At 46.0% G+C, this 21,838-nt stretch carries 19 protein-coding genes and 4 pseudogenes; all 23 read right to left on the reverse strand.

Annotation, left to right across the window (positions count from 1 at the left end):
* Window positions 1-111: 111 nt before the first annotated feature.
* The 23 genes and pseudogenes from UA76_RS15735 to sixA all read right to left on the reverse strand — a co-directional run bounded on the left by UA76_RS15735 (window position 112) and on the right by sixA (window position 21,628).
* Window positions 112-852 carry an MlaA family lipoprotein gene (locus UA76_RS15735; RefSeq protein WP_202906953.1) on the reverse strand — a complete coding sequence of 247 codons (741 nt, stop codon included), beginning with the start codon at window positions 850-852 and terminating at the stop codon, window positions 112-114.
* A gap of 104 nt (window positions 853-956) precedes the next feature.
* Entirely contained in the window at window positions 957-2,174 is a 1,218-nt protein-coding gene (ccmI, locus tag UA76_RS15740) for a c-type cytochrome biogenesis protein CcmI (protein WP_047048085.1), read from the reverse strand.
* The gene (locus tag UA76_RS15745; RefSeq protein ID WP_047048087.1) at window positions 2,174-2,653 is read right to left on the reverse strand and encodes a cytochrome c-type biogenesis protein; all 480 of its coding nucleotides are present in this window, start codon (window positions 2,651-2,653) and stop codon (window positions 2,174-2,176) included. Before UA76_RS15745 ends, ccmI begins: the two co-directional genes overlap by 1 nt.
* The gene (locus UA76_RS15750) at window positions 2,653-3,204 is read right to left on the reverse strand and encodes a DsbE family thiol:disulfide interchange protein (protein ID WP_047048090.1); all 552 of its coding nucleotides are present in this window, start codon (window positions 3,202-3,204) and stop codon (window positions 2,653-2,655) included. Before UA76_RS15750 ends, UA76_RS15745 begins: the two co-directional genes overlap by 1 nt.
* A gap of 2 nt (window positions 3,205-3,206) precedes the next feature.
* Window positions 3,207-5,163, reverse strand: a pseudogene (locus UA76_RS15755) (heme lyase CcmF/NrfE family subunit).
* Window positions 5,160-5,645, reverse strand: a complete 486-nt coding sequence (gene ccmE / locus UA76_RS15760) for a cytochrome c maturation protein CcmE (protein ID WP_047048092.1) — start codon at window positions 5,643-5,645, stop codon at window positions 5,160-5,162. The pseudogene UA76_RS15755 and the gene ccmE overlap by 4 nt, the downstream one beginning before the upstream one ends.
* On the reverse strand, window positions 5,642-5,848 hold the full coding sequence (ccmD, locus tag UA76_RS15765; RefSeq protein WP_047048096.1) for a heme exporter protein CcmD: 207 nt from the start codon (window positions 5,846-5,848) through the stop codon (window positions 5,642-5,644). The genes ccmE and ccmD overlap by 4 nt, the downstream gene beginning before the upstream one ends.
* A gap of 4 nt (window positions 5,849-5,852) precedes the next feature.
* Window positions 5,853-6,604 (reverse strand): annotated as a pseudogene (locus UA76_RS15770) (heme ABC transporter permease).
* A 99-nt stretch (window positions 6,605-6,703) separates the two neighbouring features.
* Window positions 6,704-7,372, reverse strand: a complete 669-nt coding sequence (gene ccmB, locus UA76_RS15775) for a heme exporter protein CcmB (protein WP_047048099.1) — start codon at window positions 7,370-7,372, stop codon at window positions 6,704-6,706.
* A 3-nt stretch (window positions 7,373-7,375) separates the two neighbouring features.
* Window positions 7,376-7,996 carry a cytochrome c biogenesis heme-transporting ATPase CcmA gene (ccmA, locus tag UA76_RS15780; RefSeq protein ID WP_047048100.1) on the reverse strand — a complete coding sequence of 207 codons (621 nt, stop codon included), beginning with the start codon at window positions 7,994-7,996 and terminating at the stop codon, window positions 7,376-7,378.
* A gap of 302 nt (window positions 7,997-8,298) precedes the next feature.
* A complete protein-coding gene (locus UA76_RS15785; RefSeq protein WP_047048103.1) occupies window positions 8,299-8,793 on the reverse strand; it encodes a DUF2802 domain-containing protein in 495 nt (164 codons plus the stop codon).
* Window positions 8,793-9,287, reverse strand: a complete 495-nt coding sequence (locus tag UA76_RS15790) for a chemotaxis protein CheW (RefSeq protein ID WP_047048106.1) — start codon at window positions 9,285-9,287, stop codon at window positions 8,793-8,795. The genes UA76_RS15785 and UA76_RS15790 overlap by 1 nt, the downstream gene beginning before the upstream one ends.
* Window positions 9,288-9,324: 37 nt before the next feature.
* Window positions 9,325-10,398 (reverse strand): chemotaxis protein CheW, encoded by a 1,074-nt coding sequence (locus UA76_RS15795; RefSeq protein WP_047048109.1) that lies wholly within the window; start codon window positions 10,396-10,398, stop codon window positions 9,325-9,327.
* On the reverse strand, window positions 10,391-11,167 hold the full coding sequence (locus UA76_RS15800) for a ParA family protein (RefSeq protein ID WP_047048112.1): 777 nt from the start codon (window positions 11,165-11,167) through the stop codon (window positions 10,391-10,393). The genes UA76_RS15795 and UA76_RS15800 overlap by 8 nt, the downstream gene beginning before the upstream one ends.
* A gap of 10 nt (window positions 11,168-11,177) precedes the next feature.
* Window positions 11,178-12,293, reverse strand: coding sequence for a protein-glutamate methylesterase/protein-glutamine glutaminase (locus UA76_RS15805; RefSeq protein WP_047048116.1), 1,116 nt, complete (start codon window positions 12,291-12,293; stop codon window positions 11,178-11,180).
* A 27-nt stretch (window positions 12,294-12,320) separates the two neighbouring features.
* Window positions 12,321-14,534 (reverse strand): chemotaxis protein CheA, encoded by a 2,214-nt coding sequence (locus UA76_RS15810; RefSeq protein WP_047048119.1) that lies wholly within the window; start codon window positions 14,532-14,534, stop codon window positions 12,321-12,323.
* A 9-nt stretch (window positions 14,535-14,543) separates the two neighbouring features.
* On the reverse strand, window positions 14,544-15,263 hold the full coding sequence (locus UA76_RS15815) for a protein phosphatase CheZ (protein ID WP_047048121.1): 720 nt from the start codon (window positions 15,261-15,263) through the stop codon (window positions 14,544-14,546).
* A gap of 42 nt (window positions 15,264-15,305) precedes the next feature.
* Window positions 15,306-15,674 (reverse strand): chemotaxis response regulator CheY, encoded by a 369-nt coding sequence (cheY, locus tag UA76_RS15820; RefSeq protein WP_000697871.1) that lies wholly within the window; start codon window positions 15,672-15,674, stop codon window positions 15,306-15,308.
* 44 nt (window positions 15,675-15,718) lie between these two features.
* Window positions 15,719-16,450 (reverse strand): RNA polymerase sigma factor FliA, encoded by a 732-nt coding sequence (locus UA76_RS15825; RefSeq protein WP_047048172.1) that lies wholly within the window; start codon window positions 16,448-16,450, stop codon window positions 15,719-15,721.
* Window positions 16,443-17,329: pseudogene (locus UA76_RS15830) on the reverse strand (MinD/ParA family protein). The gene UA76_RS15825 and the pseudogene UA76_RS15830 overlap by 8 nt, the downstream one beginning before the upstream one ends.
* 13 nt (window positions 17,330-17,342) lie before the next feature.
* Window positions 17,343-18,836 (reverse strand): flagellar biosynthesis GTPase FlhF, encoded by a 1,494-nt coding sequence (gene flhF, locus UA76_RS15835; protein ID WP_047048129.1) that lies wholly within the window; start codon window positions 18,834-18,836, stop codon window positions 17,343-17,345.
* Between the two features lie 47 nt (window positions 18,837-18,883).
* Window positions 18,884-20,980 carry a flagellar biosynthesis protein FlhA gene (flhA, locus tag UA76_RS15840; RefSeq protein WP_047048132.1) on the reverse strand — a complete coding sequence of 699 codons (2,097 nt, stop codon included), beginning with the start codon at window positions 20,978-20,980 and terminating at the stop codon, window positions 18,884-18,886.
* A gap of 181 nt (window positions 20,981-21,161) precedes the next feature.
* A pseudogene (gene sixA, locus UA76_RS15845) lies at window positions 21,162-21,628 on the reverse strand (phosphohistidine phosphatase SixA).
* Between the last annotated feature and the right edge of the window lie 210 nt (window positions 21,629-21,838).

Genomic DNA, 21,838 nt, shown 5'->3' on the forward strand with positions numbered 1-21,838 from the left:
TGAAGTAGCTATGACATGAAGTCACTATGCATGAAATAGCTAAGAAATGAAGGCTTAAGTGACCTTCAGCAACAATCAAAAAAGGCTTAGGTATTAACCTAAGCCTTTCTTTTAGAAGTCATCAAGATAGTCATCAAGATACGCTTCTTCTTCAATATCGTATTCGTCGGTTACGACTTCAGCTTTATAATCTTGGCGCTGTATGTAAATGTCACGTGTTAAAGAGTATGGATCTGGTGAGTTATGCAGCGTTGCTTCTTGGCTAGCCAGAGCGGCTCGCGTTTCCATTCCTTCCAGCGCCCACTTGCCCAAGCCAGCCCAGAAGTTCAAATAACTCAGAGGGGCATATAAGCCGTCAACCACATCGGCAGTTTCACGCACTGTCCACGGACCATATCCAGGTACCATCACATAGGGGCCATGACCTACTCCATGATGACCAATAGCATCACTGAACGCCCTATCACCATGGTTATTGATCCCAGCTCGAGAAGCTATATCAATAAAGCCTAGTAGGCCAAACGTTGAGTTAATCCAAAAACGGTTAAAGTGATCGACTGCCCTGCTGCCATTACCCATAACTAAGTTGTTCACCATACTAGCTGGTTCATCTAGGTTAGAAAGGAAGTTAGAGATACCGCTACGGACAGGAACGGGCACATATTCAACATAGCCCAAAGAGACAGGTCGCACTAGATATGGGTCTAGGTAGTCGTAGTTAATGTCCCACATAGCACGGTTAAACCCTTCAAACGGATCGTTGATATCCGGATCTGGGTTCGGGGTACTTGAACACCCACTCAGTGCAAGAATGGCAAAGAAAAGAAAAGCTATCCGATGCTTAAATGTCATTCGGTTTACATCCATATAACTAGTGCCGATCTAAAAAAGGCCAGTATTAACTGGCCTTTGTAATCATTGATACTCAAACAAGTTCATGAGTATATTAAATGATATTAATACTGTTTATCAATGACAACTTCAACAGCGCTGCCTATCTCTGCAACATCGCTGTTACCGTACCAATCGCCACTTTTCGAAGCTACGTCGCCATCACTGTCAATTCTAGCTCTAACCATAAACTCTTTCAGATCACTGAGCTTTCTGCCCTGCATCATGCTATTCCCATCATCAAGCAATACACTTCTAGGGAATGAACCCACAGGGTAACGAGCCGCAGCCACTGGCATTGGTGCACCATCGGCACTATGTACAGACACGATTAAGAACGCATTTTCAGGCGGTGTGACACCTTCGCCAAGCTCAACGGTAACAGTCACAGTTGCTGGCGATGCAACTCCCTCACCCATCTGCTCTCTTGCACTTTGAATACTACGTGAAAGCATGTCATAACGTGAATCTTGCGGGCCAATCATCTGCTGCATTACGCCCCAATAACGAATCGCTGCAGCGAAATCTTTACGCTCGAAAGCATCAAAGGCGAGCAAAGAGAAAACTCGCAGATCGACGTAATCTTGATTAACCAGTTCTGATAACAAGATGCGTGCTCGGTTTTGGTCAACTTCGTCTTGCGACATCATCAACGCTTGTGCGTAGCCCAACTTAATATCATCGTCATCGCTCTCTAGTCGATACGCTTTCTTCATTGCTCCGATAGCGGTTTCAACATCACGATTTGCCAGTGCGATTCGGCCTAGTAACAACCAACCTGTAGAATCGTCTTTTTGATAGTGCAGACGAGTACGTAAGGCGAGTGTTAAGTCTTGCATCTCTTCATCGGTCAGCTCAACGCCATTTGGATCCATTAGCTTCTTAGACAAAGCAGGCAACTCAGCGCTTACTTCGTGCCAATGCGTGATGTCATCATAAGCGCCAAACTTGTAGTAAAGCGCATAACTAAGAACAATGGTCACAACCACGGATGGGACAAAAATCATAGCCGGTGAGATTGACGCACTTTTCTCTTGCTTGGCATCCGCTGGAATGTCATCAAGTAAAGATTGCTTCAAATCATCGATCAAGTCTTCCTGATCGTCGACAAGACCTTCATCAGCTTCTTCTTTCAGCTCACTCAATCTGTCTTTATAGAAAGCTTTGTTTAGCTCATCACGTAGTGCTTCGTCATCGTTGGCTTTTTTATTTAGCATCGGCCACACGACCATCAAAACACTAAACGCGGCAAGAACAATGGTCGCTACCCAAAATAGTGTCATTACTGCTTATCTCCATTATTCTCTTCATCAAGCAGAGCTTTTAGACGCGCTTCTTTTTCTGAATCCCATTTCTCTGTTTCCGCAACAGCCACTTTTGATTTGCGACTTTTAACGACAATTAAGCCAAAGCCAAATACAAGAATAGCGATAGGGCCAAACCAAAGAATCGACGTTGCTAGCGTTAGAGGCGGCTTATAAGTCACGAAATTACCGTAGCGTGCAATCATGAAATCAACGATCTCTTCTTCAGTTTTGCCCGCCATTGTCATTTCATAAACGCGCTGGCGTAAATCTTGTGCCAGAGGCGCATTAGAATCACCAATCGTGTTGTTTTGACACTTTGGACAACGAAGCGTATGACTCAAGTCTTTAAACTGTTGCTCTTGCTCTAACGTTTCAAACTCGTAGATACCAATCGCAGCATAACTTGCCATAGAAAAACTGAGCAGAGCAGTTAAGCAAATCAGGAATTTTTTCATTACTTAGCCTCCGCTAACATCTGCTCATACATTGGCTTAAGTTTTTCAGACCAATTGCGATCGTTTACATCACCAACATGTCGGTAGCGAATAACGCCACTTGCATCAATCAGAAACGTCTCTGGCGCGCCGTACACACCAAGATCTAAACCAAGCATGCCATTACCATCAAACAAGCTGATCATGTATGGATTACCAAGCTCTTCAAGCCACTGGACAGCTTTGGCCCGGTCATCTTTGTAGTTTAGGCCGACAATTTTCACACCCTGTGACGCCAACTCGTTAAGGAACTGATGCTCTGCGTAACACGTCGGGCACCAAGTCGCCCACACATTAAGTAATAGTGGTTCGCCAACAAAAATCTCTTGTTGGTAAAGCTTCCCAGGTTCTTCCAAGCTTTCTAGTCGGAATTCGGGAACTGGATGACCTACGAGTACCGATTCAAGCTTTGTTGGATCATCACCACCGGCATTTCTTACCAATTGCGTAGCGAACACTATAGCCAATGCAGCGAACGCTATAAGAGGGATAAACAGTATTTTCTTACTCATAATCACGCCTCCTGTGGTTTGCTACTTTTTCTGAAGCGATAACGTTTGTCACTGATTGCTAGTGCGCCACCTAGTGCCATTAGCAAAGAGCCAGCCCAAATCCAACGAACAAATGGCTTGTAGTAAATACGAATAGCCCATGATTCGCCGTCTTCCAACTGCTCGCCCATTGCGATATACAGGTCACGAGTAATACCGCGATCGATAGCCGCTTCCGTCATCATAGAACGTGCTGTGCGGTAGAAGCGTTTTTCAGCATGCAGTGTGTTGATGTAGCGACCGTCTTTAGTAATCTCAAAGTCCGCAATATAGCCGTCATAGTTTGGGCCATCTTTATCACGAAGACCTGAGAAGTAGAAGTCGTAACCTTGCAACTCATAGTGCTCACCCGGTGCCAAACGTACATCACGTTCGATGTCGTAGTTCTGCACCATGGCAATACCAATCACCGTAACCGCCAAGCCAATGTGCCCATCATCATGGCCCAATGGCTGCGCTGCAACTTCTTCACACCTTCCATAAAACTATGACGGTGCGTTGCACGTTCATGTAACTCGTAACCGTGCAAGAAGATAATCCAAAGCGCCATTACCCAACCTAGGTAAGCCATACCTTGGAAGTTATCGGCAAACAAGAAAACAAAGGCCGCGCCGAGCACCAGTGAAGCAACACCGGAGATCAACATAGGCTTCATTAGATTCGATAGGTTATCTCGCTTCCAACGGATAAGCGGGCCAATACCAAGTAGGAAGGCAAATGGGATCATCAACCACGCAAACAACATGTCAAAGAACGGTGCACCGATAGAGACTGAACCTAAGCCAATCTGCTTGTGCACTAGCGGTAGAAGCGTACCCACTAACACCACGGCCAGCGCAGCCATTAATATAATGTTGTTACCAAGCAGTGCGTTTTCTCGGGAGAACAGGTCAAAGTTACCGCGCACTCGAACTGCTGCTCCCTTCAGAGCAAATAGCAGAAGCGAACCACCGATTACGACAACCAGGAATCCAAGAATAAACATCCCGCGCGCTGGATCGGAAGCAAAAGCGTGTACTGACACCAGAACGCCAGAACGAACTAGGAATGTCCCTAGCAAGCTCAACGAAAAAGCGGAAAGAGCCAGTAATACTGTCCAAGCTTTAAACGTACCGCGTTTCTCTGTCACCGCAAGGGAGTGCATCAACGCAGTACCTGCAAGCCAAGGCATAAAGGAAGCATTTTCAACCGGATCCCAGAACCACCAGCACCCCAGCCAAGTTCGTAGTAAGCCCACCAAGAGCCTAGCGCAATACCTAGCGTTAAGAAGAGCCATGCCGCAATCGTCCAAGGGCGTGACCAACGAGCCCAAGCCGTATCGAGCCGACCTGCCATTAGTGAGGCAATGGCAAATGAGAAAGCGACAGAGAAACCAACGTAACCCATGTAAAGCATAGGTGGGTGAACGATCAACCCTGGGTCTTGCAGTAGTGGGTTCAAATCACGACCGTCAACAGGGAAGAACGGCAACGTACGGAGGAAAGGGTTAGAAGTCAGAATAATGAACAGCAAAAAGCCGACATTAATCATACCCATTACAGCCAAAACACGAGCAACAGATTCTTGCGGCATGCCACGACTGAACATAGCAACCGCTACGGTCCAACCTGCCTGAATGAGTACCCATAGAAGCAACGACCCTTCGTGCGCGCCCCAAACTGCTGTCAAACGGTAATACCAAGGCAGTTGGGTATTTGAGTTATTAGCAACGTAACTTAACGTAAAGTCATTCGCGTAAAAGGCCCAAAGTAAAATACAGAAAGAAACAGAGAGCAGAATGAACATCCCCCAAGACAGCGGTCTGGCGGTATTCATTAACATGGTATTGTTACGCGTCGCTCCCATCAGCGGTAAGATGCTCAACAGCACCGCTAACGACAGTGACGCGATTAGCGCAAAATGGCCTATTTCAGCAATCATTGATCGCTTCCTTGTAATTGTTTTTCTGAGTATTGAAGAGGTTCATGAGTCTTCTTCATTGCTTCCGCGATTTCAGCAGGCATGTATTCTTCGTCGTGCTTAGCAAGTACTTCAAAGGCCTCAATGGTGGTTGCATCAACTAACACGCCTTGAGCAACAATACCCTGCCCCTCACGAAATAGATCAGGAAGGATTCCGTCGTAAAGCACCGTTACTGTTGGGCCAACATCTTGAAGGTCAAAGCTAACACGCAGTGATTTCGGGTCTCTACTTACTGAACCTACTACCACCATGCCGCCAATACGCAGACGTTGGCCGACTTCAGGCTTAGTGCCGTCACTCTTGCCGTTAACTAACTCAGTCGGGGTGTAGAAAAGATCCATATTTTGGTTCAGTGCATAGATAATTAAACCGACAGTAGCGCTGATACCGATAAAGATCGCAAGAACAATGCCGAGCCTCTTTTTACGTCTTGGGTTCATAATGTGTTCTCCAAATTCTTCGCCGCGTCAATACGAGCTTGACGTTCAACTTTGGCTTGTACGTCTTCAAGTAGGGCCTTGCCTCTACGAATACTCACAAACAATAAAATAAGCATGCTAGCAAATGTGATTCCAAATGCGCTCCACACATAAGAGGCGTAACCTCCCATTGCAAAGAAATCTCCTAGAGTCTCGAAATACATACCCTTACCCCTCTTTACGCAATGTTTTTTGTGCAAGCTCAATCACCCAAGGGCGATGACTCTCTTTGCTAATGATTTCATTCTTCAATCGAACCATGGTGACGGCACCAAAGAAGAAAGCAAAACCAAAGATATTCAGCAGTAACGGCCATAACATGTCGTTGGAAATAGAAGGTTTAGCGAACTTAGTGATAGTCGCGCCTTGGTGTAGCGTGTTCCACCATTCTACAGAGAAGTGAATAATAGGAAGGTTTATCACACCTACAATGGCCAGAATACCTGCCGCTTTTGATGCAGTTTTTTGATCGTCAAACGCATGATAAAGGGCAATGACACCAAGATATAAAAACAGAAGAATAAGCTCAGAAGTTAAGCGAGCATCCATACCCACCAAGCACCCCACATCGGCTTACCCCAAACAGCGCCCGTTAGAAGCGCAATAAAGGTGTAGACAGCACCAATTGGCGCCATTGCCAACGCTGCCATATTGGAAAGTTTTAGCTGCCAGACTAAGCCAATAAATGCCGCAATCGCCATAGACATGTATACACCCATAGACCAAATCGCCGAAGGGACATGAATATAGATAATTCGGAAGCTGTTCCCCTGTTGGTAGTCAGAAGGGGCGAATGCTAGCCCCCATACCGTGCCAATCGAAAGACACAGCAGTGCGAGGACTGAAAACCAAGGCAACAACTTACAGCAAAGCTGATAAGTCGATTCTGGCTTAGCATAGGGATGGAGCCATTTCCACATCGTAGTTTCTCACTCTTACTTCATTGCTGAACGCGGGTCATGACTTACTCAGGCCACATACTCCGCATTCATTTATAGTATTCTTATAGACCGTTTAAATTAGTGAACGCTTACACGCAAAGCTGCACTAATGGCAAAAGGAGTCATGGTCAGTGCTCCCATAAACATCGCACCCAATATCGCAAGCTGGCCGTTATATGGCATTCCTAGCGTTGCAGCATCGATCGCCGATGTCGCGAAAATCAGTATTGGAATATACAGAGGCAGTACCAATAAGCTCAGTAGAACACCGCCTTTTTGCAAACCCACCGTTAGTGCAACCCCAATTGCACCGATAAAACTTAATGTTGGTGTACCAACAAGCAGTGTTAAAACCACCGCAATCCAGGTATTAAAATCGAGAGATAATAGAATCGACAACAGCGGGCTGATTAAAATCAAAGGCAACCCAGTCAATACCCAATGAGCCAATACCTTTGAGATCACTACCACTGGCAAAGGAACTGGCATCAACATCATTTGTTCGAGCGCGCCGTCTTGAAAATCGTCTCTAAACAATCTTTCAAGCGAAAGCAGTGCTGACAATAGCGCCGCAACCCAAACAATACCTGCAGCAATACGTGCTAATAAATTTGGCTCTGGCCCTATGCTTAAAGGAAACAGAGTAATCACTATGATGAAAAACCAAAGCGGATTGAAAATGTCAGCTTGACGTCGATATGCGATGAGCAGTTCACGTCTCACGATAGTGGTCATGGTTGCAATCATCTACTAATCACCCAGCTTAATCTTTCTTAGTTTAGGATTATCCGCGAACATATCTTGGTGCGTAGTCAAAATGACAATGCCGCCATTCTCTGCATGGTTAAGAAACAATGACTCCAACACTTTGACACCTTGCTTATCAATGGCAGTCAACGGCTCATCAAGGATCCAGAGTTTTTGTTCACTTAGCCACAAACGTGCCAAAGCCACTCGCCGCTGCTGGCCCGCGGACAGCTGCCCAACAGGAACATCTTCTCGGCCAGCTAAACCCACTTTCAGCAGCGCATTATACAATGCGTCTTTCGTGACGTTTTTGGTTCCGTGAATTGATTGATAGAAGTTGAGATTTTCAAACGCCGTTAACTCACGCTTTACACCGGTTTGGTGGCCTAAAAACAGCAAGTCTTGATGGTAAGAATCTCTGCTAGATTCGATAGTCTCTTGATTCCAGAATATCTCGCCCTCATCACGGTCACCTAAACCGGTAATGATTCGTAAAAGCGTTGTTTTTCCTGTTCCGTTGCGCCCTTCGACTTGCACTAAGTCACCTGAGTCAATTGTAAAAGAGAGGTTTTCGAACAGGATTCGCTCATCCCGAATAGCACACAATTCTTTGACTTCTAGCATATATCAAATTTCGGATAAATTAAGGGGTTTATATTAACACAGCGAGTAAAAGACAAAACTATTCAAGGCACGTTGGAGTCACGAAACTAAGTAAGAAACTGTTAATTATTCGTGAGGTTTGCTTAACATTTTTACTTATTTACAAATCCTCCATACATACAGTACAAAAGAACGCCATACCAATACCAGCACTACCCCCTAAGGGCTAGCTAGTGCCTTGTTTTAACAAGGTTAGATTGCAATATCAAAACTAAAAAAAGGAAGCATACGCTTCCTTTTTGTAAACAATTAGATCAGTTGATTCATTTCCGTGCAGTCCTACGAGGAGGCTGTTTAGATGAACGCTCTGGCGAACCCTCTAGAGGTGGAATGGTTTCTTTTCCTGCCAGCTTCTTCTGAAGAGACATCATCAGCTCGGCTTCCGCTTTGGGCAACTCGCACTCTTCTATCAGCTCATTAATCCCTGCGCCTAACTTGACCATCTTACTGGCACGAGAATATAGCCTGCCATCACTATCAGCATTTTCTAACTCATTGAGCCTTTCGTTTTGATAGTGAATGATCTCTTGCTGCTCACTAAGCTTTTGCCCAAGCCCAACAACTACTGATCTTACTTCAAGTAACTGTTTATTTGCTTTCTGAAGCTCTTTATCTAACGCCCGAGACTGTTGGCGATGATGATTAGATAAAGTGTTAATACTTCTTTTGAGCCTAAACAAACCGAGCAGAAGCAGTAGTATCAGCGCTACTGCAACGCCCGCGATAATAGGCAGACTTGTTAACTGTTCTGTAGTCATTACAGATGAGCCATTTCATCCCACTCTTCATCAGTAAGTAGCTTGTTAAGATCAACCAAAATAAGCAGCTTACCGTCACGGTTACTCACACCTTGAATGAACTTAGCACTTTCATCAGTACCCACACTTGGTGTTGTATCGATTTCAGAAGAGCGAAGGTAAACCACTTCAGCGACACTGTCGACAAGAATACCAATCACTTGATGTTCAGATTCAATCACGATAATACGGGTATTATCTGTGATTTCGCCTTCCATCAAACCAAAGCGAGAGCGTGTATCGATAACTGTAACCACGTTACCGCGTAGGTTAATAATACCGAGTACGTAATTTGGCGCTCCAGGAACGGGGGCGATTTCAGTATAACGAAGCACTTCACGTACTTGCATTACATTGATACCGTAGGTTTCTTCTTCTAACTGGAACGTCACCCACTGAAGCACTTCGTCGTTAGACTGTTCTTTTCTTACTTCGACTTCATTTGTTTGAGACATACCTTTTCCTCTCTAAGTCGTTGCCGACATAAATGATTTATTTATCCAGTGCTTTAACATCGAGCCCTGCATTAAGCATAGCGATTAATGCCTCTACATGTATCAATGCACACATTTTTTCTTTAACCATACCAGCAAGCCAAGGTCTTTTTCCGGCTTGCTCGCGCCATCGTACTTTTTCTGTGTTCAACAACTCAGTCCCTTTTAACTGAGTTGAAGCTAACCCCCAAAGACTAGAGCCAAGCATGACAATATACTGGTACTCGTCTTTGTATTCTTCATCCGTTAACTTCTCGGGCATCACCCACTTGGCTGTATCAACAACATCCAACTGGTTCTCTTTTGACGTCAATAAGCCAAGATACCATTCGGGTCTACCAATTAAGTGGTTCAGCTCCGCCATTCGATGAATGCCGCCAAGTTCATCAAGAGGAACGGCAAACATCACGCCATTAACTTCAAAATACAGAGCCTGAAAATCTTCATCTCGACGAGTACTGTGCCACTCGCCTAAGTCACCGCCACCCGTTTGAGTTTGCGGTTCAACATCGACTTGCGAATCAGTTTCGATGTTTTCTTTAATTTCTGGCGAAGCCTCATCGACAGGCCAGTCATTAATTTCTGGTTCAATGACTGTTTCTTCGACAACTGGCTCTTCAACAGCGATATCCCAATCTTGCAGCTCATCAGTTTGCGTGAGCTCTTCTACTTGCGCTGCTTGCTCTGAAGCGATTTGCGCAGTGTTCTGCTCCATAACCTCTTCAAGTTGCAAGTCAGCAACAGGATTTGTCGTTTCTAACTGTTCAAGAAGTCTCTCTACGTCTTCGAGATTCGGAACTTCTACCTCTGCCGTAGGCGCAGAGTAGTAACTTTTTTCTTCTACCGACTGCAGCAGTGGCTCTGGCTCTGGCTCTGGCTCTGGCTCTGGCTCTGGCTCTGGCAATAGTTGTTCATTTTCATCAACCGCTTCAAGCTCTGCTTTATCGGGCTCAACTGCATCGGAATCTACATCACTCTCTGTTGCATCGAGAAAGAGCTCTTCTTCATCTAGCAATGCTGTGAAGTAATCATCGAGTGCTTGATCGCCTGAAAGCTGAATATCACTACTCATCAACCGCTAACCTCTCAAGGTGAAGAAGCAACTGTTTATAAGCGAATACCCCTCGGCTACCTGCGGCAAAATGTGAAACTGGTAGATGCTTCAAGCTCGCGTCTCGAAACTTTGTGTCGATAGGTATCGCTGAGTTCCAAACTTGATCTGGGTAGTCACGCTTTAATTGGGTCAACGTTTGAAGCGAGGCATTCGTGCGCTTGTCGTACATTGTAGGAACGATTGTCACATTAAAGCCCTTGTTGCGTGATTTCTGCATAATAGTCAACGTTCTAACCATACGCTCCAAGCCCTTCATCGCCAAAAACTCTGTTTGGACAGGGATTAAGATACGATTACTCGCCGCCAAAGCGTTAACCATCATCACACCCAAAATTGGCGGGCAATCAATCAAAACGTAATCGTAGTCACTACGCAGCGCCAACAGTGCGCGTTTAAGAATTAACCCCATACCGCTGCGATTTCCCATCACCCGGTCAAGGGTTGCAAGCGACATGTGAGCAGGAATGATATCGATACCTTCTACATTCGATTGCAAGATAATGGGTTTGACCGTTTCTGGCTTAAACTCTTTAAGCTGAAAGAGATCGAATAGACTGGCAGAGACTGCATCAGAGTCATAACCAAGATAAGTCGTCAAAGACCCATGTGGATCTGTATCCACCAGCAGGACTCGTTTACCTTGTTTACTCAACAAACCAGCTAAGGTGATGGTAGTCGTTGTTTTGCCTACGCCACCTTTCTGGTTAGCCACGCTCCAGACAATCATTTAATTCCCTCTACTTGGCAAGGCCAACTTCAACAAGCATTCTTTCCGCAATGCGCTCAAGTGGAAGGTCTTCAGTAGAGATCCCCGCTTTAGCGACAGCTTGTGGCATGCCATAAACAACACAGCTCTCTTCATCTTGCGCCCATATCGTAGCGCCGGCTGACTTGAGCATTCGAGCACCTTCGCGACCATCGGCACCCATTCCCGTCAGTACCATCGAAAGGACTTTATCTGCGTAGATTTTTGCTGCCGAGCCAAACGTCACGTCCACACATGGTTTGTAATTCATGCGTTCACCGCCATCGATGATTCGCAGCTTAGCAGAGCCTGGTCGGCCATCGACCATCATTTGCTTACCACCAGGAGCAAGATATGCTACGCCAGGTTTCAATACATCACCTTCACTGGCCTCTTTCACCTGAATCTTGCAAAGAGAATTCAAACGACTAGCAAACGCCGCAGTAAACGTTGCGGGCATGTGTTGAATCAGCAAAATTGGGTGAGGATAGTTCGACGGAAGACTCGTGAGAATTTTCTGCAGTGCGACTGGACCGCCAGTTGATGTACCAATCGCGGTTAATTGATATTTCTTACCCGATGCACGAAAACGCGTTGCTGCTGGTGCGGCAGGCTTAGCCGCTTGCTTTGAAGTTAATGCACTTGTTGCAGCAGTTGGACGTGCTGTTCGCGTTGGAGCAGCAGGACGGATCGGCCTGCGCATCATTGAACGACGCGATGAAATCTGAATCACTCGCTGTTGAAGCAATGACACAGCCTCGTCGCGATTACGCGCAATATCTTCAAATTTCTTTGGTAAGAAATCCAATGCACCCGCATCTAATGCATCAAGTGTTGCTTTAGCACCATCATGGGTAAGGGATGAAAACATCAGGATAGGGATAGGATTCTTGGCCATGATCTCTTTCACGGCAGTAATCCCATCCATTACTGGCATTTCAATATCCATAGTGATGACGTCAGGCTTAAGAGAAAGTGCTTTTTCCACTGCCTCTTTGCCATTAACTGCAACATCAATCACTTCTAAGCGCGATTCCGCATTGATGATTTCACTAACACGTCTTCTAAAAAAACTAGAGTCATCAACGACTAACACTTTAATCGCCATAGTATTCCTTTTTCAAGCGAGTGCGAACTAGATTCTTGAGGCAGCTGCGTACTGCTTCAATAGGTCTGGTACATCTAAGATCAATGCAATATGACCATCACTCGTAATCGTAGCGCCCGCCATACCTGGCGTGCCTTGTAGCAAATTGTCGAGTGGTTTGATAACCACTTCTTCTTGACCAATCAGGCTGTCAACCACGAAGCCAACTCGTTGACTGCCTAGCTGAACGATAACCACATGCCCATGCCCTTTACGTAACTCAACTTGACCAGCTTGAGGTGCTAACCAGTTTTGTAGGTAGAACAGTGGGATAGATTTCTCGCGTACTATGATTGTCAACTGGCCATCAACCACGTTTGTGCGGCTTAGATCAAGGTGGAAAATCTCATTCACACTCGCCAGCGGTAGAGCAAATGGGTGACCTGCAACCCCAACCATTAGAGTTGGTAGAATCGCAAGAGTCAGTGGCACTTTGATAGTAATCTTTGTGCCCTTACCCATCTCTGAGTCGATATCAATCGAGCCGTTTAATGTGTTGATGGCTGTTTTCACAACGTCCATACCCACACCACGTCCAGAGATGTCTGAGATTTGTTCTTTACTTGAGAAGCCAGGCATGAAGATAAGATTGAAACACTCTTTATCTGTCAGTCGAGACGCTGCGTCTTCGTCCATCATGCCGCGTTTGACTGCAATGCCACGAAGCTTATCTGGATCCATACCACCGCCATCATCAACGATAGCAAGTTCAATATGATCGCCTTCTTGAGAAGCAGAAAGTATCACTTTACCTTGACGAGACTTACCTGCTGCGACGCGGTCATCTGGCATTTCAATGCCGTGGTCTACCGAGTTACGTACCAAGTGAATCAATGGATCCGCAAGCGCTTCCACCAAGTTCTTATCAAGATCCGTATCTTCACCGCGCATTTCAAGGTTGATGTCTTTCTTCAAGCTACGAGCAATATCTCGAACAACTCGCGGGAATCGACCAAATACCTTTTTAATTGGCTGCATGCGGGTTTTCATTACCGCGCCTTGCAAGTCAGCAGTAACGACATCTAGGTTAGCAACAGCCTTAGACATCTCTTCGTCGTTACTATTCAAGCCTAAGCTGAGTAGACGGTTTCTCACCAGTACAAGCTCACCGACCATATTCATAATGGTATCAAGCGTAGAGGTATCAACACGGACCGTCGCTTCGGCTTGCGGTTTCTTAGTTTGCGTTGCCGGCGGCGCTGCATCTTTCTTAGCTGGCGGTTTAGCCTCTGCTTTAGGAGCAGGTGCTGGCGCCGCTTTTGGTGCTGGTGCTGGCTCAGCCGCAGGTTTAGGTTGCGGTGGTGGCGCAACAGGGTTAGTTGCAGCTTCTAGCTCTTCAACAGAAGGCCCTTTTCCGGAACCGTGTAAATCATCAAGCAGCTTTTCAAACTCTTCATCTGTCATCAAGTCATCACCGCCTGCAGCAGCAGAAGGTGCGGGTTTTGACGGCGGCGGAGGCGGTGGTGGAGCAACCGCTGCAGATGAAGCAGAGGAAGGACTTTTTCCTGACCCATGAAGTTCGTCTAACAGTTTTTCAAACTCATCATCAGTGATATCGCCACTCGCTTCACTGGCAGCAGGTGCTGCTGGTGTCGGAGCTGGAGCTGCCGGTGCCGCAGAAGCGGCACTTGGCGCTGAACCTTTACCATGAAGCTCATCAAGAAGCTTTTCGAATTCGTCTTGAGTAATTTCGTCAATAGACCCGCCACTCGATGCCTCTGATGAAGGCGCTGGGGCAGTCACTTCAGGCTCGACAACAGGTTCTGGTTCAGGGGCTGCAGCCACAGGCTCAGCGGCTACTTCATCTTCAGACTCTGGCTTACATAAACGATGTAGCTCATCAAGTAGTGCTTGTTCCGCTTGTGGAAGAGGCTCACGATCTTGAACCGCTTGAAACTGCTCATTGACCGTATCCAACGCTTGCAGCATAGTATCCATCAACGATGCGGTAACCGAGCGTTGACCATTACGCAGAATATCGAACACGTTCTCTGCACCATGGCAGGTATCAACAAGTTCAGTCAGTGACAAAAACCCAGCACCACCTTTAACGGTGTGGAAACCACGGAAGATTGCATTGAGAAGATCTTTATCTTCAGGGTTATTTTCCAACTCAACTAACTGCTCTGAAAGCAGCTCTAGGATCTCTCCCGCTTCGACCAAAAAGTCCTGTAGAATGTCTTCGTCTAATTCGTAGCTCATACGTTACCCCTAAAACCCAAGACTTGATAATAAGTCATCGACTTCGTCTTGTGACGACACCGCATCCGTGCGCTCTTCAGCGTTGAGGATTGGCCCTTCCGCTTCAGTAGATGCTTTGTTCTTGTTATCTGGTGTTTCTTCTAATTGTTGCGACCCAAATGCGGTCAGTATCTGCACTAAACGATCTTCGACTTCGTTAACCAAGGTAATCACACGACGAATAATTTGCCCTGTTAAATCTTGGAAGTCCTGCGCCATTAAAATTTCGGTCAGTTGACTACGCAGCTCAGAGCTATCGCCTTCAACCTGTTCCAACAAACCATCAATACGATGGCAGAGCGCTTTAAATTCAGTAAGTTCGATACGACCATGCATCAGTTCATTCCATTGAGGACGAACTTGGAGTAAACAGTCATGAAGGCTATCAGCCATAGGCATGCAACGTTCTACCGCATCCATGGTCTTGTTCGCTGCGACCTCAGTTTTGTCAATGACATATTGAAGACGGTCACGCGCGTCAGGGATTTCATCGTTCGCGATTTCTGTCATACGCTCTTCGAGATTGAACTGCTTAAGAGAGTCGTGTAAATCGCGGGTCAATGTCCCTATTTCTTGTAGCATTGGATTGCCAGCTTCTACATAGATCGATTTAACAAGAGAGTCTGCCTCTTCCTGTTCACCTTGCTCTAGTAGTTCAACTAGCTGTTTTGCCTGTTCTAATGAAATCATCCTGAAATGGCCTTTCTACGCCCATTAAATTGTCAATTTGACTTATAAACGCTCAAAAATTTTGTCTAGTTTTTCTTTTAGAGTCGCTGCAGTGAATGGCTTAACGATATAGCCATTTACCCCTGCTTGGGCCGCTTCAATAATCTGCTCGCGCTTAGCTTCTGCTGTGATCATCAGTACCGGTAGATGTTTTAGCTCATCGTCTGCACGGATGTTTTTTAGCAGGTCAATTCCCTGCATTCCAGGCATGTTCCAATCCGTAACAACGAAATCGAACTCACCTTTCTTTAACATTGGCAACGCAGTTAGACCATCATCAGCTTCTTGGGTGTTGTTAAAGCCCAAATCACGAAGTAGATTCTTTACAATACGGCGCATTGTTGAAAAGTCATCAACAATAAGTATCTTCATGTTTTTATTCAAAATTGCCTCCACTGAGTTCTATGTCAGTGTATTTAGTCAGGTTGTGTCCAAGCACTTAGTTTAGTGCGCAGACGCTGCATTGATTGACTCAGAATTTGGCTCACGCGAGATTCACTGACACCAATAACTTCGCCAATTTCTTTTAAGTTTAACTCTTCGTCGTAGTAAAGAGAGAGAACCAACGCTTCTCTCTCAGGTAGAGATTTTATCGACTCTACCAAAGCTTTGCGAAATGTTTCATCCGCGACGCCCTTAAATGGACTGTTTTCCTCTTCATCCACTGGGGCAATAACATCGTCAGATACGCCTAAGTCTTCTATACCTACTAGCTTAGAACAATTTATGTCAGTTAACGCTGTATGATATTGATCTAAGGACATTCCTAGATGTTTAGCGACCTCTGCATCGGTAGGATCACGATTAAGCTCACCTTCCAGCATAGAGATTGCCTGATTAATTTCTCGGTTGTTTCTGTGCACTGAGCGAGGTACCCAGTCACCACGGCGTATATCGTCAAGCATAGCACCGCGGATTCGTATACCCGCGTAGGTATCGAAGCTTGCACCCTTACTTCCGTCATAATTCTTTTGAGCTTCTAAGAGCCCGATCATGCCCGCTTGTATCAAGTCTTCAACCTGAACACTCGGTGGTAAACGCCCAAGTAAGTGATGCGCGATACGTTTGACCAATACAGAGTACTTTTCCAAAAAAGCCTTTTGGCTATTTTGGTTAGCGTATTGATCGTAAGTGAGCGCTTTATTCACCAAACGGTTCCCCTAAACTCTCAGTTCTATTCAATAAGCGTTCGACAAAAAACTCTAAATGTCCACTCGGTACTTTCGGTATTGGCCAAGTCATCGCTTTATTTGCGAGTGAGCCAATAGCAAGTGACGCTGGTGAGCGAGGAAATGCATCCACGACAATCTTTTGTTTCTTAACTGCTTGACGAACTTTATCATCCAATGGAATACATGCTACGAGTTCAAGGCTCACATTCAAGAATCGCTCTGTGACCAACGTCAATTTTGCAAACAATTCTCGGCCTTCTCGGTAGCTTCTGACCATATTTGCAACAATTTTAAAACGTTGGACTTGATGATCCTTACTCAACAGCTTGATTAACGCATATGCATCAGTAATCGATGTTGGTTCATCGCATACCACGACAACAACATCCTGAGCGGCACGCGAAAAACTGACAACCATATCAGAAATACCAGCCGCTGTATCGATTAAAAGCACATCCATTTCATCTTCAAGACTGCCGAATGCTCGAATTAAACCAACGTGTTGAGCATGACTCAACTCCGTCATGGATTGTGTACCAGAGGTCGCCGGTATGATTCTAATACCATGCGGACCTTCAACAATCGCATCTTTTAGATCACATTCACCTGCGAGCACATGTCCAAGGTTACGTTTTGGACGAATACCGAGCATTACATCAACGTTTGCCAAGCCAAGGTCGGCATCCAATACCATCACCTTTTTACCTTGCGAGCCATACAAATAGCCATACCCAAGGTAACGTTCGATTTACCAACTCCACCTTTACCCCCGGTAACCGAGATAACCTTAGTCAATGAAGGTTGAGTAAGGCGGCGTAATCCGCTTGCTTGGTCTTGTATCATATTCTTTGTCATAGTTGTCCGCCGCCTAGAACCCTTCTGATTCGCTATTCCAGAAGTGAGGTTCATTCTCTGTCGACTTCTCTAATAATTCATTCGCCTTTGCCACCATATATTTAGGTTGAGCAATGACAATGTCCTCAGGAACACGTTGGCCATTCGCGATGTAGGCGACTGGCAATGCATTTTGAACCACTACGCTGACAAATTCGCCTAAGCTGAGTGACTCATCAAGTTTGGTCATGATGCATCCTGAAAGCGGAATGCGTCTAAAGTGTTCAATGGTCTCTTGAAGCACTTTTCGTTGCGCTGTTGCCGGTAATACGAGGTAGCTATGGATGACTTCACCACTTTCTTGCATTAGGGTATCGAGCTGTTCTGACAAGCGTACATCTCGCTGCCCCATACCCGCCGTATCGACCAATACGAGCCTTCTATTACGTAACTGATAGATTACATCGGCTAACTCGTTGGAATCTTTAGCAACTCTTACAGGACATCCCATAATTCGTCCGTAAATTGACAGCTGCTCTTGGGCGCCGATACGGTAAGTATCCGTTGTCACTAACGCAACGTTGTCTGCCCCGTATTCCATTGCAGCTCTTGCCGCAAGCTTCGCGACCGTGGTCGTTTTGCCAACCCCAGTAGGGCCAAGCAATGCGACGACACCACCGCGCTTCAAAATATCTTGTTTTGTTACTGGAATTTGATCTGCCACTAAACCAAGCAATGCTTTCCAAGCTTTCGTTGGCGGCGTGTCTTCTGGAATGTAACAAGCGAGTTGGTCTGCTAGCTCTGCAGAGACGCCCATTCGCTCTAGGCGTTTGATTAGCATCGCGCGTAAGGGTTCGCGTCGCTCCACTTCCTGCCACATGAGTCCAGAAACCTGATGCTCAAGAAGGCGACGAATAGACGTCATCTCTTCTTTCATTTCCTCAAGTTCTGCCCCATTCAGCGCGCTGTCGTTATTACGCTGCCTATCGTAACGAGTCGGGTCCAAACGTGGGGCTGGGCGCTCGACACGACGATCTTCAGCGATCAATTTAGCAAGTGGAGAATCTTGATTAATGCTCACATCATTTGAACGACCACCACGAGATTCATTTTGCCTTTTTAGCAAAGCCGACAAAGAATCTTCATTCTCTGCGCGGTGATCAGATTCTGCTTCACTCGCGCCATTGCTGTATTGCTTGAGCATGTTGGCAAAGCGCTTGGTCATTGAGCGACCATTGTCTGCGCTAGACTGGAGGCTAACGCGATCATCATCGAGCTCGCGTTTAGTAGGTTTGGCAGCAGAAGAAGCTTGCGTGTAATTACTGGTCTTCTGATGTTGAGTTCGCGGTTGCGAGTTGTAGCTACTGGAGGCACGCTTTCCTGCTTGCTCTCCATCGACGGCTGCAACAATCTCTACACCACCAGCAACTTTTTTGTTGGACATAATAACGGCATCCACCCCAAGTTCTTCTTTTACTTGAAGAAGGGCGGTACGCATGTCCTTGGCAAAAAATCGTTTAATTTTCAAAGTAGCTGTCCGTTATTTCATCGCTTAAGCAGTCCTTTGGCTCTTGCCTAGTTCCCTACTGCCTGAACAATTCGAATCTGTTTCTCGTCCGGGATCTCTTGGTAAGAAAGCACTCTTAACGAAGGGATCGTGTTTTTCACAAACTTGGCTAAGGTCGAGCGCAAGACACCTGATGTGAGTAGAACCGCAGGCTCACCTTTCAGTTCTTGCTCTTGCGTTGCTTGGCTCAACGATGCTTGTAGCCTCTCCGCTAGCCCCGGCTCAATTCCAGCGGATTCTCCACCAGAAGCCTGCATTGTCTGATGCAAGATTTGTTCCAGCTCAGGAATCAAAGTTATCACTGGCAATTCAGGCTCTATACCATTGATTTCCTGAACAATTAAACGTTTAAGCGATATCCGGACGGCTGCAGTCAGAATGTCGGGTTCTTGACTCTTTGATGAATATTCCGACAAGGTTTGAACAATCGTACGAATGTCTCGAATTGGAATCGCTTCGTTTAACAGGTTCTGAAGCACTTTAACCACCACGCCCAATTGCAGTTGGTCGGGTACGAAGTTCTCAACCAGTTTCGGCGTTGACCTACCCAACATTTCAAGCAGGTTTTGCACCTCTTCGTGGCCTATTAACTGCGACGCATTATTCGTTAACAGCTGGCTAAGGTGCGTGGCCAATACCGTTGAAGAATCGACTACAGTATAGCCCAGAGCTTGCGCATGCTCTCGCTGCTCCTCTCGAATCCAGACCGCTTCCAAGCCAAATGCAGGGTCGATCGTCGGCTCCCCTTCAATCATGCCGTAGACTTGGCCTGGGTTAATCGCAAGCTCTTGATCGGGTCTAATTTCGGCTTCACCTACCGCTACCCCCATTAAAGTAATGCGGTAACTGTTTGGTGTCAGTTCTAAGTTATCTCGAATATGTACTGCAGGAATTAAGAAACCGAAATCTTGAGAGAGCTTTTTACGCACCCCTTTCACCCTTTCAAGCAGCTCACCACCTTGGTCTCTATCAACCAGTGGGATAAGTCTATAGCCCACTTCCAGACCAATAATATCGACTGGCTGAACGTCATCCCATGACAACTCTTTCTGCGGAGCGGCTTCTTGTTCTGTCGTTGCAGGTAAGTTCTTCTCTTCTTCTTTGGCTTTCTTCTGTTTACGTGTCAACCAATACGCACCGGCTCCAGCAAGTGTCGCTAGGAACAAGAATGCAAAATGAGGCATGCCCGGAACTATACCCATAACCCCTAAGATACACGCCGTGATCATCAACGCTTTCGGGTTGTCGAACATTTGGAACTTAAGCTGCTGTCCCATGTCTTCATCGGTGTTCTGCCTCGTCACCATAATTGCAGCGCCGATAGACAGCAGTAAGGATGGAATCTGAGCAACCAAGCCATCACCAATCGTCAGCAAGGTATAGATTTGAATCGCTTCACCAAAACCTAATCCGTACTGAGCCATACCAATGGTCAATCCACCAATAATGTTGATGAAGAGAATCAAGATACCGGCAATCGCATCGCCTTTTACGAACTTAGACGCACCGTCCATAGAACCGTAAAAGTCGGCCTCTTTGGTCACTTCAAAACGACGAACTCTCGCTTGGTCTTGGTCAATAAGACCTGCATTCAAGTCAGCATCGATCGCCATCTGTTTGCCCGGTAACGCATCCAAGGTAAATCGAGCACTCACCTCGGAAATACGTCCAGCACCTTTGGTCACAACCATGAAGTTAATGATCATCAAGATGAGGAACACGACCAAACCAACCGCGTAGTTACCACCGATTACAACATTACCGAACGCTTCGATGACACTACCTGCAGCTCCAGGCCCCTCGTGTCCATAGAGTAAAACGACACGGGTGGACGCAACGTTAAGTGCCAATCGCAATAGTGTGGCAATCAGAAGAACCGTTGGAAACGCAGCAAAATCTAATGGGCGTCGCGTGTATACCGTAACGAGTAACACCACCAGCGACAGCGCGATATTGAAGGTGAAAGATAAATCCAGAATGAACGCAGGTATGGGAAGAACCACCATACCCAAGGTGGCCAGAACCATAACTGGCGCACCAATTGCTGGCACTGCTCGCTGAGGGATAGGTGGTAGCTTATCCGCAAACGGTAAGGAGAATTTCATAGATTAACGAGTCGTAGTCTTGTACTTAAATCAGGCAGTAGCACCCTAGATGCAAATATCAGTCCATTGTCATATGTCAAAATTCTGGCTAACAAACCACGCCGCAACATAGAGTTACCCTAAAGTGAGCCTGTTGCTGTCACTAGGGGCGACACCGTCCTATTATCCACCAGAATTAATATCACTGTGGGTTTAGATGCCAGATCTTTTGACCACTTTGCGTTTCAGGATCAAACTCGATGCAGATCATTCCTGAAGTTGGGAACATAGGTGGAATCATATCTGGCACAAACTCTGCAGTTAGATAACCTACTAAAGGCAGGTGAGAAACGAGCATGACTGAATTGAGTTTTTCCACGTCAATTAGCGCCGTTACGTAGTCGAAGACCTGCTCCGACTGACCGTACGGCGTAATATCCGCACACGTTTCAACACTTTTAGCATCAAAATTGGACTCAATCGCTTGCCACGTTTGTTGAGCACGCAAATAAGGCTAACCAGCACTTTATCAATTTCTTGCGCTCCATTGAGGGCCGCTGACTTCGCAACCGAAATCGAACAGTCGATGCCATGAGCAGTAAGGGCTCGCTCTGAATCACTCGCCGCAAAGTGTTCCGCTTCACCGTGACGCATGATGTATATTTTCATTTTTAATTCCTATACTTACCGACAGTTCAGCTTTTTGCTGACTAAAAGTCTCTAAAACTACGTAAGGATTTTGATTTACTTAAAAATAATTATATCAAGTACCTTGCTAAAGACCTCGACATTCTTAACAATCTATTAAAAAGACAAATTCTGTTTCAATTTCTCTGTCTTCGCTCTGATTTATTCGCGCTGTAATTTGCAGCGTTGTTA

The organism is Vibrio mexicanus (assembly GCF_001012815.1).
Classification (GTDB): Bacteria; Pseudomonadota; Gammaproteobacteria; order Enterobacterales; family Vibrionaceae; genus Vibrio; species Vibrio mexicanus.

Excerpts from the sequence above, each read along its gene's own strand:
- ccmD (WP_047048096.1), bottom strand. The coding sequence starts at position 5,848 with ATGTATTTCGAGACTCTAGGAGATTTCTTTGCAATGGGAGGTTACGCC.
- flhA (WP_047048132.1), bottom strand. The coding sequence starts at position 20,980 with ATGAAATTCTCCTTACCGTTTGCGGATAAGCTACCACCTATCCCTCAG.
- ccmA (WP_047048100.1), bottom strand. The coding sequence starts at position 7,996 with ATGCTAGAAGTCAAAGAATTGTGTGCTATTCGGGATGAGCGAATCCTG.
- UA76_RS15810 (WP_047048119.1), bottom strand. The coding sequence starts at position 14,534 with ATGAGCTACGAATTAGACGAAGACATTCTACAGGACTTTTTGGTCGAA.
- UA76_RS15735 (WP_202906953.1), bottom strand. The coding sequence starts at position 852 with ATGACATTTAAGCATCGGATAGCTTTTCTTTTCTTTGCCATTCTTGCA.
- UA76_RS15795 (WP_047048109.1), bottom strand. The coding sequence starts at position 10,398 with ATGAGTAGTGATATTCAGCTTTCAGGCGATCAAGCACTCGATGATTAC.
- UA76_RS15750 (WP_047048090.1), bottom strand. The coding sequence starts at position 3,204 with ATGAGTAAGAAAATACTGTTTATCCCTCTTATAGCGTTCGCTGCATTG.
- UA76_RS15785 (WP_047048103.1), bottom strand. The coding sequence starts at position 8,793 with ATGACTACAGAACAGTTAACAAGTCTGCCTATTATCGCGGGCGTTGCA.
- UA76_RS15790 (WP_047048106.1), bottom strand. The coding sequence starts at position 9,287 with ATGTCTCAAACAAATGAAGTCGAAGTAAGAAAAGAACAGTCTAACGAC.
- ccmB (WP_047048099.1), bottom strand. The coding sequence starts at position 7,372 with ATGATTGCAACCATGACCACTATCGTGAGACGTGAACTGCTCATCGCA.
- UA76_RS15800 (WP_047048112.1), bottom strand. The coding sequence starts at position 11,167 with ATGATTGTCTGGAGCGTGGCTAACCAGAAAGGTGGCGTAGGCAAAACA.
- UA76_RS15745 (WP_047048087.1), bottom strand. The coding sequence starts at position 2,653 with ATGAAAAAATTCCTGATTTGCTTAACTGCTCTGCTCAGTTTTTCTATG.
- UA76_RS15815 (WP_047048121.1), bottom strand. The coding sequence starts at position 15,263 with ATGATTTCATTAGAACAGGCAAAACAGCTAGTTGAACTACTAGAGCAA.
- cheY (WP_000697871.1), bottom strand. The coding sequence starts at position 15,674 with ATGAAGATACTTATTGTTGATGACTTTTCAACAATGCGCCGTATTGTA.
- ccmE (WP_047048092.1), bottom strand. The coding sequence starts at position 5,645 with ATGAACCCAAGACGTAAAAAGAGGCTCGGCATTGTTCTTGCGATCTTT.
- ccmI (WP_047048085.1), bottom strand. The coding sequence starts at position 2,174 with ATGACACTATTTTGGGTAGCGACCATTGTTCTTGCCGCGTTTAGTGTT.
- UA76_RS15805 (WP_047048116.1), bottom strand. The coding sequence starts at position 12,293 with ATGGCGATTAAAGTGTTAGTCGTTGATGACTCTAGTTTTTTTAGAAGA.